Source organism: Luteibacter sp. 621 (assembly GCF_050435445.1).
Lineage (GTDB): Bacteria > Pseudomonadota > Gammaproteobacteria > Xanthomonadales > Rhodanobacteraceae > Luteibacter.
On sequence record NZ_JBNDKI010000011.1, the window covers coordinates 92008 to 108321 of the forward strand.

The 16314-nt window shown below is 65.0% G+C and carries 14 protein-coding genes; 7 read left to right on the forward strand and 7 right to left on the reverse strand.

Annotated features, from left to right (window positions below):
• Positions 1–145 precede the first annotated feature (145 nt).
• From ABIE56_RS13390 to ABIE56_RS13405, 4 genes are all read left to right on the forward strand, one after another.
• Positions 146–1195 carry a LacI family DNA-binding transcriptional regulator gene (locus ABIE56_RS13390; RefSeq protein ID WP_429244280.1) on the forward strand — a complete coding sequence of 350 codons (1050 nt, stop codon included), beginning with the start codon at positions 146–148 and terminating at the stop codon, positions 1193–1195.
• A 116-nt stretch (positions 1196–1311) separates the two neighbouring features.
• The gene (gene fucP / locus ABIE56_RS13395; protein ID WP_429244341.1) at positions 1312–2541 is read left to right on the forward strand and encodes an L-fucose:H+ symporter permease; all 1230 of its coding nucleotides are present in this window, start codon (positions 1312–1314) and stop codon (positions 2539–2541) included.
• A gap of 72 nt (positions 2542–2613) precedes the next feature.
• Positions 2614–3603 (forward strand): carbohydrate kinase family protein, encoded by a 990-nt coding sequence (locus ABIE56_RS13400; protein ID WP_429244281.1) that lies wholly within the window; start codon positions 2614–2616, stop codon positions 3601–3603.
• Entirely contained in the window at positions 3600–4817 is a 1218-nt protein-coding gene (locus ABIE56_RS13405; RefSeq protein ID WP_429244282.1) for an AGE family epimerase/isomerase, read from the forward strand. The genes ABIE56_RS13400 and ABIE56_RS13405 overlap by 4 nt, the downstream gene beginning before the upstream one ends.
• A gap of 3 nt (positions 4818–4820) precedes the next feature.
• On the opposite strand, the gene ABIE56_RS13410 is transcribed toward ABIE56_RS13405, so the two are convergent.
• The 4 genes from ABIE56_RS13410 to ABIE56_RS13425 form a co-directional block, all read right to left on the reverse strand.
• Positions 4821–5750: a Ku protein gene (locus ABIE56_RS13410; RefSeq protein WP_429244283.1), complete on the reverse strand. Its 930-nt coding sequence runs from the start codon at positions 5748–5750 to the stop codon at positions 4821–4823.
• Positions 5751–5949: 199 nt separating this feature from the next.
• Positions 5950–7857, reverse strand: coding sequence for a CocE/NonD family hydrolase (locus tag ABIE56_RS13415; protein WP_429244284.1), 1908 nt, complete (start codon positions 7855–7857; stop codon positions 5950–5952).
• A 167-nt stretch (positions 7858–8024) separates the two neighbouring features.
• Complete coding sequence (locus ABIE56_RS13420; protein WP_429244285.1) at positions 8025–8276, reverse strand: hypothetical protein; 252 nt, start codon at positions 8274–8276, stop codon at positions 8025–8027.
• 514 nt (positions 8277–8790) lie between these two features.
• The gene (locus ABIE56_RS13425) at positions 8791–9666 is read right to left on the reverse strand and encodes an EamA family transporter (protein ID WP_429244286.1); all 876 of its coding nucleotides are present in this window, start codon (positions 9664–9666) and stop codon (positions 8791–8793) included.
• A gap of 124 nt (positions 9667–9790) precedes the next feature.
• Between ABIE56_RS13425 and ABIE56_RS13430 the strand changes: the two genes are divergently transcribed.
• Positions 9791–10918, forward strand: a complete 1128-nt coding sequence (locus tag ABIE56_RS13430) for an aminotransferase class I/II-fold pyridoxal phosphate-dependent enzyme (RefSeq protein ID WP_429244287.1) — start codon at positions 9791–9793, stop codon at positions 10916–10918.
• Positions 10919–10993: 75 nt separating this feature from the next.
• Here ABIE56_RS13430 and ABIE56_RS13435 read toward each other — a convergent pair whose 3' ends face one another.
• A complete protein-coding gene (locus tag ABIE56_RS13435) occupies positions 10994–11869 on the reverse strand; it encodes an aldo/keto reductase family oxidoreductase (protein WP_429244288.1) in 876 nt (291 codons plus the stop codon).
• Between the two features lie 96 nt (positions 11870–11965).
• On the opposite strand from ABIE56_RS13435, the gene ABIE56_RS13440 reads away from it, so the two are divergent.
• Positions 11966–12868: a LysR family transcriptional regulator gene (locus tag ABIE56_RS13440; protein WP_429244289.1), complete on the forward strand. Its 903-nt coding sequence runs from the start codon at positions 11966–11968 to the stop codon at positions 12866–12868.
• Here ABIE56_RS13440 and ABIE56_RS13445 read toward each other — a convergent pair.
• Positions 12824–13351: a MarR family winged helix-turn-helix transcriptional regulator gene (locus ABIE56_RS13445; protein WP_429244290.1), complete on the reverse strand. Its 528-nt coding sequence runs from the start codon at positions 13349–13351 to the stop codon at positions 12824–12826. The two genes, ABIE56_RS13440 and ABIE56_RS13445, sit on opposite strands and share 45 nt — an antisense overlap.
• A 47-nt stretch (positions 13352–13398) precedes the next feature.
• On the opposite strand from ABIE56_RS13445, the gene ABIE56_RS13450 reads away from it, so the two are divergent.
• Complete coding sequence (locus ABIE56_RS13450) at positions 13399–14931, forward strand: FAD-dependent oxidoreductase (protein ID WP_429244291.1); 1533 nt, start codon at positions 13399–13401, stop codon at positions 14929–14931.
• Here the strand turns inward: ABIE56_RS13450 and ABIE56_RS13455 are convergent.
• Positions 14909–16231, reverse strand: a complete 1323-nt coding sequence (locus ABIE56_RS13455; RefSeq protein WP_429244292.1) for an epoxide hydrolase family protein — start codon at positions 16229–16231, stop codon at positions 14909–14911. The two genes, ABIE56_RS13450 and ABIE56_RS13455, sit on opposite strands and share 23 nt — an antisense overlap.
• Positions 16232–16314 lie beyond the last annotated feature (83 nt).

Here is a 16314-nt window from a genome sequence, read left to right on the forward strand (position 1 = left end):
CTGAAAGCACGTCCCGATCATTTGGATCGTGACAAACACGTCGAACGTAGCAAAGATAGCGCACCCACGCATGTTGCAGTGCGTGATGTATCCCATGCCGTCCCGCGCGATGATCGCGTGGTTTAGATCGTTTGAAGGAGTCACGATGGCGAGGACAACCCCGCAGCGCCGCAAGGTAACGTTGGCCGATATCGCCCAGGGTTGCGATGTTTCACGGGCCACCGTTTCGCTGGTGCTGCGTGGCAGCCCCCTGGTCAACTCGGTCACCCGGGCCCGGGTAGAGGCCGAGCTGAAGCGCCAGGGCTACGTCTACAACCGGGCGGCGGCCAACCTGCGCCGGCGCACGTCCTCGAGCATCGGCCTGGTCATCAACGACCTGGGCAACCCGTTCTTCGCCGAATTCGCCGCCGGGGCGGACGAAACCCTGGCCAGCGCCGGGTACGTCACCCTGCTGGGCAACACCGGTGAATCGCCCGAGCGCCAGCAGGCGGTGCTCAACTCCATGATCGAGCACGGCCCGGCCGGCATCATCCTCTCCCCTGCCGAAGGCAGCGATGGCGAGCGCGTGCTCACCGCCGTGGGCATGCATACGCCGCTGCTGGTATTCAACCGCGAGCTGCCCGATGACGATGGGTCGCACCGCTGGGATACCCTGGAGATGGATAACGAACACGGCGCGCGGCTAGCCACGCAGCACCTGATCGAGCTGGGCCACCAGCGCATCGCCTTTTTCGGCGGCCACCGCGATTCCAGCTCGGTGGAGCAGCGCCGCCGCGGCTACGCCAACGCCATGCGGGATGCCGGCCTGAAGGTCGACCCGAACTGGCTGATCGAAAGCGCCCCCACCCGCCTGGAGGCCGCACGCCAGACCGGCGCGCTGTTCGCGCGGGACCCGGCACCGACGGCGGCGGTTTGCTACAACGATGCCGTGGCCCTTGGGCTTATGCTTGGCCTGACCAAACGTGGCCGGCGCCCGGGTGAAGACTTCGCCCTCACCGGCTTCGATGACGTCGCCGAGGCCTCGGTGTGCGTCCCGCCCCTCACCACCGTCGCGGTGGATCCGCGTGGCCTGGGCCGGCGCAGCGCCGAACTCATACTGGAAAGACTTCGCAATCCCGAGACAGACACAGCCTATACGATCGCGCCCGTGCGGCTCGTCGTACGCGAAAGCAGCTGCGCCCCGTCTTCCCCCTGACCCATCCAATGGAGCGCCCCATGGCCACCGGTTCCACGCCATTGCCCAACTCGTCGACCGCCGCGTCGACCCCGGGCGACACCCGCTACACCTATTTCCCGCTCGCCCTTGGCGTGATGACCACCATCTTTTTCATGTGGGGTTTCATCACGTGCCTTAACGACATCCTGATCCCGCACCTCAAGGCGGTGTTCGAGCTGAACTACGCGCAGGCGTTGCTCATCCAGTTCACCTTCTTCGGCGCGTATTTCATCATGTCGCTGCCCGCCGGCAAGCTGGTTGCCGCCCTGGGCTACAAGAAGGGCATCGTGGCCGGCCTGATCATCACCGGCATCGGCGCCGCGCTGTTCTGGCCGGCGGCCGGCCTGCGCGTGTATGAATTCTTCCTCGGCGCGCTGTTCATCCTGGCCACGGGTATCACCGTGCTGCAGGTGGCAGCCAACCCGTACGTCGCGTTGCTGGGCCCCGAGAAGACGGCGTCCAGCCGCCTCACCCTGGCCCAGGCCCTCAATTCCTTCGGTACCTTCCTCGCCCCGTTCTTCGGCGGCGTGCTGATCCTGTCGAACGAAGTGAAGTCCAGCGCCGATGTGGCGAAGCTTTCCGCCGCCGAGCAGGTCACCTATCGCGCCCACGAAGCCGCGTCGGTGCAGGGCCCGTACATCGGCCTGGCCGTGGTGCTGGTGCTGCTGGCGATCGGCGTGTACCTGTTCAACCTGCCGAAGCTGGAAGAAACCACCGAGAAGGCCGATGACGGCCAGCACTCGCTGATGGACGCCCTGAAGACCCCGCACGTGTTCTTCGGCGTGCTCGGCATCTTCTTCTACGTCGGCGGCGAAGTGTCGATCGGCAGCTTCATGATCAACTACCTGCAGTTGCCGGAGATCGGCAACATGACCGGCCCGGTCGCCGCCAACCACGTGGCGTTCTACTGGGGTGGCGCGATGGTCGGCCGCTTCATCGGTTCGGCCCTGCTGGCCAAGTTCTCGCCGCGCAAGCTGCTGGCCGCGTTCGCCGTGATCAACGTGCTGCTCGTCATCACCACCATGGTCACCACGGGCTTCGTCGCCACGTACAGCATCGTGGCCATCGGCCTGTTCAACTCGATCATGTTCCCGACGATCTTCTCGCTGGGTATCGAGCGCATGGGTCCGCTGACCGGCAAGGCCTCGGCCCTGCTGATCATGGCCATCGTCGGTGGCGCGCTCATCCCCTGGATCCAGGGCGTGATCGCCGACCAGATCGGCCTGCAGCACGCGTTCTTCATCCCGCTGATCTGCTACGCCTACATCGTGTTCTTCGGCCTTTCCGGCTCCAAGGTTCGCGGCACGCCTGTCGCCGCCCGCTAAGAACCTTCCATGGCGACGGCCGGCACGCGCCGGCCGTCGCGTTTTCAACCGCACCAAGGACAGGCCGTACGCATGTCTTCAATCCTCTGCTTCGGCGAGGCGCTGATCGATTTCCACGCACAGCCCCAGGGCGGCGCCGGTCAGCCTCCCGCCTTCGTTCCGTTTGCCGGCGGCGCCCCCGCCAATGTGGCCGTTGCTGCCGCACTGCTTGGGGCCCGCGCCCGTTTCGCCGGCATGCTTGCCCGCGACATGTTTGGTGATTTCCTGCTCAAGAGCCTCACCGATCTCGGTGTAGGCACCGAGGATATCGCCCGCACCGACGAGGCCCGCACCGCGCTGGCCTTCGTGGCGCACGATGACAAGGGTGATCGCAGCTTCAGCTTCTACCGCCCGCCGGCGGCCGATCTGTTGTTCCGCCCCGAGCACTTCCGCAAGGAAGCGTTCGATGACGTCGCGATCTTCCATGTCTGCTCCAACTCGCTCACCGAGGCGGCCATTGCCGATACCACGGTGGAAGGCATGCGCCGCGCGCGTGCCGCCGGTGCGCTGGTCAGCTTCGACATGAACCTGCGCCCGGCCCTGTGGCCGAAGGGCAAGGAGCAGGATGAGCAGCTGTCGCGCCTGTGGCAGACGCTTTCCGAAGCCGACGTGATCAAGCTCAGCGCCGAAGAATTCGCCGTGATCCACGCGGGTGCCGGCTCCGACGAGGCGGTGATGAAGCGTTTGTGGGAGGGCAAGGCCCGCCTGCTGCTGATTACCGACGGCCCCGCCCCGATGCGCTGGTTCACCCGCACGGCCAACGGCGTCATCCACGGTTACAAGGTCGAGGCCGTGGATACCACCGCCGCGGGCGACGCCTTCGTGGGCGGCATGCTCGCGCGCCTGGCCGCGGAAGGCACCACGCATGCCGACCTGGATGCCCTGGTGGCCGATGAGGGCCGCCTTACGAGCCTTGTCCGCTTCGCCGCGGCCTGCGGTGCCATCACGGCCACCCGCAAAGGCTCGTTCACCGCCATTCCCGACCAGGCCGAAGTGAAGGCCTTCATGGAGAAGCACGCATGACGAACGTCCCCCTCCCCGATTTCCACAACGTGGATGTGCTGCGCGAACACGTCGCCACCACGATGAAGTTCTACGCGCCCAACGAAGTGGATAAAGCCGGCGGCTTCTTCCAGTACTACAAGGACGATGGCTCGGTGTACGACCGCAGCCACCGCCACCTGGTATCCAGCACGCGCTTCGTGTTCAACCACGCCATGGCCTACCTCGAGTTCAACAAGCCCGAGGACAAGGAACTCACCATGCACGGGTTGAAGTACCTGCGCGAGGTGCACCTGAACCCGGCCACGGGCGGCTACGCGTGGACCATCGCCGATGGCCAGCGCGATGACCAGATGAACCATTGCTACGGCCTGGCCTTCATGCTGCTGGCCTACTCCTGCGGCGTGAAAGTCGGTTTCGATGAAGCCCGCGCCTGGCAGGGCGAAATCTGGGACCTGCTCGAGAAGCGCTACTGGGAGCCCTCGGCCGGCCTTTACCGCGATGAAGCGGACAAGGACTGGAACTTCACCGGTTACCGCGGCCAGAACGCCAACATGCACATGACCGAGGCCATGATCGCCGCGTGGGAAGCCACGAAGGACGATCGTTACCTGGATCGCGCGCTGCTGCTGGCCGAGAACATGACCCAGCGCCAGGCGGGCCTTACCCCGCAGAAGCTGGTGTGGGAGCACTACCACCAGGACTGGTCGATTGACTGGGAATACAACCTGGACAATCCCAAGCACCTGTTCCGCCCGTGGGGCTTCCAGCCCGGTCACCAGACCGAATGGGCCAAGCTGCTCATGATGCTGGAGCGCTACACCAAGGGCACGGCGCGTCATAAGGCGTGGCTGGTCCCCACCGGCGCGCACCTGTTCGATGTGGCGCTGGAAAAGGCCTGGGACAGCGAGTACGGCGGCATCGCCTATGGCTTCTCGCCCGAAGGCGACGTCTGCGATGACGACAAGTACTTCTGGGTGCAGGCCGAATCCCTCGCCGCCGCGCAGCTGCTGTTCGAAACCACCGGCGATGCGAAGTACGACCAGTGGTACGAGAAAATCTGGGCGTACAGCTGGGAGCACTTCGTCGATCACAAATACGGCGCGTGGTACCGGATCCTCACCCGCGACAACAAGAAGTACGACGACGAGAAGAGCCCCGCCGGCAAGACCGACTATCACACGATGGGCGCTTGCTACGAAGTGATGGCCTCGCTGCGTCGCATGCAGAAATAACCGTCAAGCGCGCTTCTTCGTGTTCTTTTTAGCGGCGGCCTTTTTGGCCGCCGTTTTCTTTGCGGGGGCCTTTTTCGCTGCGGCCTTTTTTGCGGGCGCGGCCTTCGCGGCGCTCTTCGCCGCCGGCGTGCGCTTCTTCGCGCCAATGCTCTTCTTCAGCAGTTCCATGAAATCGACCACGTTGGTGGTCGCGTGCTCCGGCACATGGTCGTCATCGTCGGCCACCGTGGTGGTCACGCCCTTGCTCTTCAGGCGCTTCTCGATCACCTTGCGCAGCTTGTCGCGGAAATCGTCGCGGTAGTCGTCGGGCTTCCACTTGCCGGCCATGGACTTGACCAGGTCCGCAGCCATCCCGATCTCCTTAGGGGTGATCCGGTACGCCGAGGCCTCCTTCGAAGGCAGGCCATATTCCTCGGGGTCCACCAGTTCAGCCTGGTAGCGCAGGATGTTGAGCAGCAGCGCGTCGCCCTCGGGCATCACCGCCGCGAGGTATTCGCGCGTGCGGATCACCACGCGGGCAATGCCGATCTTGCCGGTCTTCTTCAGCGTTTCGCGCAGCAGCACGTAGCCCTTCTCGGCCTTCTTCGCTGGCGCGAGCACATAGGGCTTCTCGAAATAGGCCGGCGCGATGGCGCCCGCATCCACAAAGCTATCGATCTCTACCGTCTCGTGGGCATCGCTTGCAGCGCTCTTGATGTCGTCCTCTTCCAGGACGACATAGTTACCCTTCTGGTACTCGAACGCCTTGACGATGTCCTTCCACGGGACTTCTTCGCCCGTATCGGCATTCACTCGCTCATAGCGCACCGGCGTGTTGCTGCGCTGGTCGAGCATGCGGAAGTGGATATCGCTGCGCCGCTCGCCCGTCATCAGGCGGATGGGCACGTTGAGCAGGCCGAACGACAGGGTGCCGGTCCAGATGGGGCGGGCCATGGGGGCGATCCTCGAGCAGAGGGAGACTGAGCATCGCGCCGCGGATGTCGAGGAAATGTCGGGCCGTGGCCCCAGGACCTGTAGGAGCGCGCTTGCGCGCGATGGCCAGCCGATGGCCAGCCGCGTCGCCGCTTCGTTGGGTTATCGCGCGCAAGCGCGCTCCTACAGGGTTAGCCTGCGCCCCAAGGGGCGCGCAGCGTTATTTTCCTTCGACGACCGGCAGCTCGATCGCGCTGGCCTGGCCGGGCGTGTGCCATACCTGCTGGGTGGCCTTCACGTAATCGGTGGGCTTGGCGAAGAAGATGTTCGGCACGAAGGTCTGCGGGTTGCGGTCGTACAGCGGGAACCAGCTCGACTGCACCTGCACCATGATCCGGTGGCCCGGCTGGAACGTGTGGTTCACGGTGGGCAGGCCGAACTTGTACTGCAGCGGCGTATTGGGCGTAAGCGCCTTAGGCTCGCTGAAGCTCTCACGGTAGCGGCCGCGGAAGATATCCATGGACACCGAAAGCTCGTAGCCGCCCATGGTCGGCTCGGAGGCGTTGGTATCCGGGTACACGTCGATCAGCTTCACCACCCAGTCGCTGTCCGTACCGCTGGTGGAGGCATACAGGTTCACCTGCGGGGCGCCGGCCACGCGCACCGGCGCGGTCAGCGGCTCGGTCACGTACGTGAGCACGTCCGGGCGGCCATCCACGAAGCGCTGGTCGTGCACCAGCCAGGTTGTCCATGACTGGCGATCGGCGAAGTGCACCGGGCGCGGCACGTAGGGCACCGGCTTGGCCGGATCGGAGATGTACTCATCGAACTTCGCCGCATCGGCCGCCGGGGCGGTGAACGACAGGCCGCCGTTGGCTTCCAGGTACAGCGGCTTCGTGCCCTTGGCCTGCGGCCACGACTTGAAGCGGTCCCAGTGGTTCTCGCCGGTGTTGTAAATGAAGACCGGTGGTGTGTTCGCCTTGGGCGCGCCATCCACCAGGTACTGATTGAAGAACGGCAGCAACACGTCGCGGCGGAACTGCAGGGCGGTATCGCCATCCCAGTTCAGCGCACCCAACGAATCCGCACCGTAGTTCACCTGGCTGTGCCGCCACGGGCCCATTACCAGGTAGTTCTTGTCGTTGCCCTTGTCCTTCGGCTCCACGGCCTCGTAGCTGTGGATGGCACCCCACATGTCTTCCTGGTCCCACAGGCCCTGCAGCCACATGGTGGGCACCTTCAGCGGCTGCTGGGCCATCACCTTGTCCAGGGCCTGGTTCGACCAGAACGAGTCATAGGCGGGGTGCTCACTCACCTTGCGCCAGTACGGCAGCTGGTCAAGCCCGGCGGCGCGTGCGTAATCGCCCGCCGAGCCGGCGCGCAGGAAGTTCTCGTAATCGTCGTAACCGGCGCGGGTGATCTCGCTGCCCTTGCCCGTCTTCGCGGTCTGGCCGGTAAAGTAATCGAAGTTGGTCTGGCGGTACGCACCGTAGTGGAACCAGTCGTCGCCCATCCAGCCATCCACCATGGGGCTTTCCGGCGCAGCCACCTTCAGCGCCGGGTGCGGATTCACCAGCGCCATGACCACGGTGAAGCCCTCGTACGAGGAACCGAGCATGCCGACCTTGCCGTTCGATTCGGGCAGGTTCTTCACCAGCCAGTCGATCGTGTCGTAGGCATCGGTCGAGTGATCGACCTTGGTGTCGTTGAGCGGGCCGATAAGCGGCCGGGTCATCACGTAATCGCCCTTGGAGCCGTACTTGCCGCGCACATCCTGGAACACACGGATGTAGCCGGCATCCACGAACACCTCATCGCCCTGCGGGAGCAGGTCGCGCATGGTGTGCGCATCGGCGCGGGCCGCGCGGCCATCGGCGTTGTAGGGCGTGCGGGTGAGCAGGATGGGCGCGTGCTTGGCACCCTTGGGAATCACGATGACGGTATGCAGCGTCACGCCATCGCGCATGGGGATCTCTACCACGCGCTTGATGAAGTCGTTCGCCGTGGTCGGCGCCTCGTACTTCGCCGGAATATCCGGGGTCATCGGGGCGGTCTGCGCGGCGGCAAGGCCGGCGGTGACAGCAAGGGAGAGGGCAAGGAGCGAGTACGGCAGCGTGCGACGGGTCATGGAGCGGTTCCTGTGGCAGTGGGACGGCACAACCGCCCTAGCCTGCCCGATCCACGCGGCGCGCACCATGCCCAGTGGTCACACGCGCCACGGGCAAAAAAAACGCCGCCCGGGGGCGGCGTTTTCTTGTCGACCGGGGCGCCTTGCGGCGCCCGGGCCGTCAGCCATTACTGGCCAGCAGCGGTCGAAGCAGCAGCCGGGGCAGCCGTCGAAGCAGCGGCCGGGGCAGCAGCGTCAGCAGCCGGAGCCGTCGAAGCAGCAGCCGGAGCCTCAGCAGCCGGAGCGGCAGCCGGAGCGGTCGAAGCAGCAGCCGGGGCGGTGTCAGCAGCCGGGGCAGCAGCGTTGTCTTCGCTCTTGTTGCAGCCCGAGAGGGCGGCGACGGCGATGAGGGCGAGAGCGGCGATCGGGGCAAACTTCATGGTGTGTGGCTCCTCAAAATGTTTTTATGAAGCAAATACGGTAGTGGATACCCCACCACCAAAGGCGGAACCCTCCACGGCTACCACCGCATTTGCGGGCTTATCGATCTAACACCCTGGACGTACTTATCCGAAGATAACCGCGTCTAGGGTTCAACGACAATGGCGAAGCGAGTCTGTCTGGCTACCCGGCGCAGACGCGTTCCCAGCCATTTTCAGAATAAACGCGTCTTCACGCACGGGGCTAGCCCCCGGACTTGTCATGGTTAAGTTGGCATTATGACATGACGTATACGCCGTGTGTCCCTGCGAACCCGGCCGCAGCGACCGGCAATGTGAACGCATATGCCTATAAGCGCGTCATTTGGTGAAAACCGCTGCCCCCGTGATCACGCAGGAAAAGTGCCGAACTGGCCGGGGAACGTCGGCAACGGCGGCTGAATTCCTATGAAAGAGGTCACAGCACACGACACGTGATGGTTGACAAACTTAGCTCCCCTGAAGGGGGTCTTGCCTAGCCAGCGAGTTCGACGGCTTCCGGCCGGGCCCGGCGGGCGGTGATCGTGCTGCCAATGGATGCCAGCACGATGAAGCCGATCGCGAGCCATTGGTGGCCGGTAAGGTGCTCGCCGAGCAACAGCATGGCCAGCAGTGACGCCACGGCGGGCTCAAGGCTCACCATGATCCCGAACGTCTGGCTGGGCAGGCGCTTCAACGCCATCATCTCCAGCGACATGGGAATGGCACTGGAAACGATGGCGATACCCACGCCGGCCGCCAGGATGCCCGGATTGAGCAGGCTGGCACCGGCATGGGCCACGCCGAAGGGCACCACCACCAGGCTGGCCGCCACCAGGCCGAGCGATACGGAATGGCCCGCATGCAGGTGGCCGGCCTGTTTGCCAAACAGGATGTACAGCGCCCAGCACACCGCCGCGCCCAGCGCGAACATCACCCCGGTGGGATCAAGCGTGCTTTGCTGCCCGATGGGCAGCAGCATCACCAGGCCCGTGATCGCACTCGCCAGCCACACGAAATCCACCGCGCGCCGCGATGACAACATGGCCACGGCCAGCGGGCCGCTGAATTCGATGGCCACGGCCAGGCCGAAGGGAATGGTGCGCAAGGCCATGTAGAACAGCAGGTTCATGACGCCCAGGGTGAGGCCGTACCGAATGACGAAGCCCGCATCGCGGCGACTCAGCGGCCAGCGCCACGGGCGCCAGAACAACAGCAACACCAGCGCGGAAAAACCCACGCGCAGTGCCGAGGTGCCCTCCGCGCCCACCAGCGGGAAAAGCTTCTTGGCAAACGAGGTGCCGATGCACAACGACGTGACCGACCCGAGCACGGCAAGCGCGGGTAGCCAGGGGGATTTTTGGGCTTCCATCCACGCACTTTATCCGACGTGCATGGCGCAGGCTTATGCCATTCGGGTCGAAGTGTTTTTCTCGGCAGGCAACGGGTGTCACGGCATGTAGACAATGTGTTTCACATAGACATATAGTCCATTCATGAGCACCCTCCCCGACTTCAACCTCGAAACCTGGTTCTCGCGCTGGGAATTTGCCGCGCGCTACAACCTCACCGCCTCGGATGCGCAAAGCATGCGGATCGACGAGCTGCTGGCCATGGCCTCGCCTGCCGATCGCGAGGCGTTCGAGCGACTGCACATGGGCTACACCCCGACGTACGGCGCCCCCGCACTGCGCGAGGCGATCGCGGGCACGTACGAGCAGCGCACCGCCGACGACATCCTCTGCTTCGCAGGGGCCGAGGAAGGCTTGTACATCGCCATGCGCGTGCTGCTGGAACCCGGCGACCACGCCATCGTGGTGACGCCGAACTACCAGTCGGCGGAGACCCTGCCGCTCACGATCGGTACGGCGACGGGGGTGCCACTGGATCCGGAGGACCGCTGGTCACTCGATATCGACCGGGTCGCGGCCGCGATCCGTCCGAACACGCGGCTGGTGTCGATCAACTTCCCGCATAACCCCACCGGCAAGATCCTCGAGCGCGAACGCTTCGATGCGCTGGTCGCGCTATGCCGCAAACACGGCCTGTGGCTGTTCAGCGATGAGGTGTACCGGCCGCTCGGCCCGTCGGGCACGGTGTTCCTGCCGCAGGCAGGGGATGTGTACGAGCGCGGCCTGTCGCTGGGCGTGATGTCGAAAGCCTATGGGTTGCCCGGCCTGCGCATTGGCTGGATCGCCTCGGCCGACCGTGGGCTGTTGCAGCGCATGGAGCGCTATAAGCACTACCTGTCGATATGCAACGCAGGCCCTTCAGAACAGCTGGCCCTTATCGCCCTGAAAGCGCGCGAACGGATCCTGGCGCGGAACACGGCGATCATCGATGCCAACCTCGCCACGCTGGATGCCTTCTTCGCGCGCCATGCCGATCGTTTCGCGTGGTACCGGCCCGATGGCGGCTGCGTGGCGTATCCGCGATACCTCGGGGCGGATGGGGTGGAGTCGTTTTCCGCGGGGCTTGCCGAGCGTAGTGGGGTGTTGCTCTTGCCGGCATCCAACTATGTGTCGGCGCTGGGGCCCACGCCGCCGGAGCGTTTTCGCATTGGGTTTGGCCGGGCCGATGGTGGCGAGGCCATTGCCGCGCTTGAGGCACACCTTGGCGGTTGATCGCGCGCAAGCGCGCTCATACAAGAGCCTGCGCAGGTCATCTGTAGGAGCGCGCATGCGCGCGATGGGCGTGCCTCAGTGCGCCTTCGCGCCAATCACCTCGAGCTCATCCAGCACCTCGTGCGGCAGCACGATATCCGCGGCCGCCAGGTTCTGGCGCAGGTGCGAAAGTGACGACGTACCCGGGATCAACAGGATGTTCGGCGAGCGGTGCAGCAGCCACGCCAGCGCCACCTGCATCGGCGTTTCATCCAGGTGCTTGGCCACCGCCGCCAGGCGATCGGACTGCAGCGGGCTGAAGCCGCCCAGCGGGAAGAACGGCACGTAGGCGATGCCGAGCCCGGCCAGTTCATCCACCAGCGCATCATCCTGGCGCTGCACCAGGTTGTACTGGTTCTGCACGCACACCACCGGCGCGATGCGCTGGGCCTCGTGTACCTGGGCGAGCGTGGCGTTGCTAAGGCCAAGGTGACGGATCAGGCCCTTCTGTTGCAGCTCGGCCAGCGCGGTGAACTCCCGCTCGATCGAACCCTCCTTCGGCGCATGGATGTCGCCCATGAGGCGAAGGTTCACCACGTCGATCACATCGACGCCCAGGTTGCGCAGGTTATCGTGCACGCCCTTCTGCAACTCCGCCGGCTTCATCGCGGGCAACCACGAGGCATCGTCGCCGCGCGTCGCGCCCACCTTGGTCACGATGGTGAGGTTATCGGGATACGGGCTGAGCGCCTCGCGGATCAGCTGGTTGGTGACGTGTGGGCCGTAGAAATCGCTGGTGTCGATATGGTTCACGCCCGACTCGATCGCTTCGCGCAGTACGGCAAGCGCGGTGGCGCGGTCCTTCGGCGGCCCGAACACACCCGGGCCAGCCAGCTGCATGGCGCCATAGCCGATGCGGTGTACCGGACGGTCGCCTAAGGTCCAGCTGCCGGATTTGGAAATGTCGATCATCGGTATCGCTCCACGTTGGGTTGCGAGGACTATAGGGGGTACGGCTTTGCGCGATAATCCGTGCAAACCGGCACGGGCCGTACGGCGTTCCGCACAATGACCGATTTCCAGGATCTTTCTGCCTTCCTGGCCGTGGTACGCGCCGGCGGCTTCCGCGAAGCCGCGCGCACTGCGGGCCAATCCGCCTCCAGCCTTAGCGAGGCTGTGCGCCGGCTCGAGGCCGCCATGGGCGTACGCCTGCTCAACCGCACCACCCGCTCGGTGGCCCCCACCGAGGTTGGCGCCCGGCTAGCCGAGCGGCTTGCCCCGGCGTTTGGCGAAGTGGAGGCCGCGCTCGATGTGGTGAACCACTTCCGCGACCGCCCTGCCGGCACCCTGCGCATCAACGTGCCGGCCAACGTGGCCCGCACGGTGCTCGCCCCGATCATCGTCCCCTTCCTGGAGCGCTACCCGGATATCCACCTGGAGATCGTGGTGGAAGATAGCTTCGTCGACCTGCTGGCGGCCGGTTGCGACGCTGGCATCCGCTACGACGAGCGCCTGGAGCAGGACATGATCGCCCTGCCCATCGGCCCGCGCACGCAGCGCCTGGTGACCGCGGCATCGCCCGCGTACCTGCGCGAACACGGCACGCCACTGCACCCGCGCGATCTGCTCAAACACCGCTGCATGCGCGGCCAGTTTTCCGGCGGGCGCATACCGCTGTGGGAGTTCGAGCGCGGGGGCGAGATCATCCGGGTGGACCCGCAGGGCCCGCTGCTCGTACGGCAGGGCGCCGCGTTCGATCTTGCGGCCGAGGGTGCTGTCGCAGGGCTAGGCATCATCCACCTGTTCGACGACTGGCTGCGCCCGCACCTGGAAAGCGGTGCGTTGGTGACGGTGCTCGATGAGTGGGTGCAGGAGTTCAGTGGCCCGTTCCTTTACTACCCCGGGCGTAAACACCTGCCCTCGCCGTTACGGGCCTTCGTCGATTTCATCCGCGAACGTGCCACCGGTTGAGGCTGTATCCACGCGCGCTTCGATCGCATCGGTGAACCGGCGCATTAATCGCACCAGGTCATCAAAGTCTTTCCGGTCCCAATCCTCGAACACCTGCTCCGCCATGCGGAGGCGTGCGGCATCGAGCATGCCGGTCATGACCCGGCCCTCATCCGTGATCACCGATTCGCGTACCCGGCGATCGCCCGGCTGGGCCTGGCGGCGGACCAGCCCCAGGCTTTCCAGCTTCGCCACCTGACGGCTCACGGTCGTGTAGTCGCGCCCCACCCGCTCGGCCAGGTCCACCACCCCAATAGGCCCCAGGCGCTCCACGAGCACCAGGGGCGGGAAAAGCGCGCGATCCAGCTTGATCCCGGCCTCCCGGATCAGGGCCTCGTCGTTCTGCGGCCGGTTCATGACGCTCACCAGGCTGATCATCGACCCGTGCAGGGTACGCAGCTGGTCTCTAATATGTGCATCTTGCACATGTTTTCTGATTGGCATAGGATGCTCCCGCGATATGTGCATCTTACACCTATTCGGAGCCCGCCATGTCCCCCACCCCTTCCGTCGATGTCCTGATCTGCGGTGCCGGCGCGTCCGGCCTCACCCTCGCCATCGAACTCGCCCGCCGCGGCGTGCGCTTTCGCCTTATCGAAAAAGAACCGGTTCCCTTTCGCGGCTCGCGTGGCAAAGGGATCCAGCCGCGCACGCTCGAGATCTATGAAGACCTGGGCGTGGTGAACCGCATGATCGCCACCGGGGGGCCCTACCCTCACGTGCGCCACCACGCCCCCGACGGCAGCTATACCGACGCCGCCGCGATCGAGGCCTCTGCGCCGAGCCCGGCCGAGCCGTATGGCACGCCGCTCATGCTTCCCCAGTTCCTTACCGAGGGCATCCTGCGCGACCGCCTGGCGGAGCTGGGCGGCACCGTAGAATTCGGCTGCGCGCTGGTCGACTTCACCCAGGAAGCCGGCGCCGTTTCCGCCGTGGTGGAAGGCCCCTCAGGCAAGGAAACCGTGCGTGCCCGCTACCTGATCGCTGCGGATGGCGGCCGCAGTGCCATTCGCCATGCGCTGGATGTCGGCTTTCCCGGCAAGGACCTTGGCGTTCGGGCGGTGGTCGCCGATGTCACCTTGAGCGGCCTCGACCGCGATGCATGGCACCGCTTCGGCGAGGGCGACATGGAGCACCAGCTGGCTGTGTGCCCCCTTGCCGGCACGGACCTGTTCCAGATCCAGGCGCCTGTCCCACTAGAAGGGGACGTTGACCTCTCACGGGAAGGCCTCGCCGCGCTGGTGCGCGATCGTAGCGGCCGCGCCGATCTCCAGGTTCACGCCGTGCACTGGGCATCGGCTTACAGGATGAGCGCGCGCCTGGCCGACCACTACCGGGTCGGCGATATCTTTTTGGTCGGCGATGCTGCCCATGTGCATCCGCCCACCGGCGGCCAGGGTCTCAATACCAGCACCCAGGATGCCTACAACCTCGGCTGGAAACTCGCAGCGGTCATCCAGGGTGCGCCGGCGTCGTTGCTCGATACCTATGAAGAAGAACGCCGCCCGGTAGCGGCCGGCATGCTCGGGCTTTCCACCCGCATGCTCGATGCCCTGAAACAAGGCAGCATGCGTCGCACACGCGAAGTGCAACAGCTCGACCTTGGCTACGCGCAGCGTTCGCTTGCGCTTGACGCTCCCGTTCGCGACGCCGCGGTGCTGCTGGCCGGCGATCGCGCACCCGATGCCACGTTACGTGGTGCAGGTGGGCAACCCGTGCGCCTGTTTGATCTGTTCCGCGGGCCGCACTGGACGTTGTTAGGCGTACAGGCCGATCGTTCGCCGGTGCCGGCGTGCCCCGGGGTTGCCACGCACATCATCGGCGAGCACGACGAACTGAGCGACGCGGAAGGCCACTTCCACGCGGCCTACGGCCTTGCCATCGGCGACTGGATCCTGGTTCGACCCGACGGCTATATCGGCGCCATCGTCGATAGCGCGCACGTCCCTGCCCTGCTTACCTACATGGAAGGCGCAGGGCTAACCCCGCGCCATGCCATGCTCACTTCTTCCGCAGCGGCCTGAACGAGTCACGCAGCTCGGTGACGAACGCATCGGGCTGTTCCCACGCGGCGAAGTGACCACCGGCAGGCAAGCGCCTGTAGTGGATCAGCTTCGGGTAGGCCGCCTTCGCCCAGGTTTCCGGCGCCTGGTAGATCTCGTCCGGGAACGCACTCACCGCCACCGGGATCTGGATGTTCTTCGGTGCAAAGAATGGCAGCTTGCTCTCCCAGTACAGGCGTGCTGACGACACGGCTGTGTTGGTGAACCAGTAGAAGCACACGTTATCGAGGATGTCATCCTTCGACAGCCCTTCTTTCTGGTCATCGAACACGCGGCGGATCATGCGGTAACTGCGGATGTCATGGTCGATCATCCACGCCGCCAGGCCGATCGGTGAATCGGCCAGTGCGTAGAGCGACTGCGGCCGGCCCGCCATTTCCTGTGCGTAGCCAAGGCCGTGTTTATAGAAGTCATCGAGCTGCTCGTAGGCCTTCTTTTCGTCGGGGTTGAGCGTGGCCGGCGGCGGTGCGCCCGCGGCGAGAAGCTTGGCGATATCGTCAGGTACGGTCGCGGCCATATTGGTGCTGATACCCAGCAGTTCCGGTGGCGCCTGCACCGCCATCTGCTCGGACACGGCGTTACCCCAGTCACCGCCCTGCGCCACGAAGTGCTTGTAGCCAAGGCGCTTCATCAACACGGTCCATGCGCGGGCAATGTGTTGTGGATCCCAACCCAGTGCGGTGGGCTTGCCGGATAAGCCATAGCCGGGCAGCGAAGGAATCACTACATCGAACGCATCGGAGGCCTTGCCGCCATGCGCGGTGGGATTCACCAGCGGATCGATCACCTTCAGCTGTTCAACAATCGAACCTGGCCAGCCATGGGTGATGATCAACGGCAGCGCGTTCTTGTTCTTCGACTTCACGTGGATGAACTGGATATCCACGCCGTCGATGGTCGTGACGAACATCGGGATAGCGTCCAGGCGCTTCTCGAACTTGCGCCAGTCGTAGCTCGAACCCCAGTAATCGGCGAGCTTCTTCATCGTGGCCAACTGCACGCCCTGCGTGTCGTCGGCGACGATCTCCTTGTCGGGCCATTTGGTCGCCTTCACCCGGCGGATCAGGTCCGCCAGGTCGTCATCGGAAACGTGCAGGCCGGGGAACGGGCGGATCGATGAGTCGTCGGTCATGTCCAGGAGCATGCCGGTGCCACCGGGTGGGGCCGCCAGCGCCAGCGAGGGAGCAAGAAAGGACGCGCCGACAAGCGCTAATGCGACAAGCAACGGCCGGCGAAGCGAGGAAAAGACTCCGGGTGTCATGGGGGAACCCTCATGCATTAGCGCTGCCAGGCCGGCGATGCATTGTCGTTAGGGGAATCGCTCCCTGATGTGTAGCCCCTGCG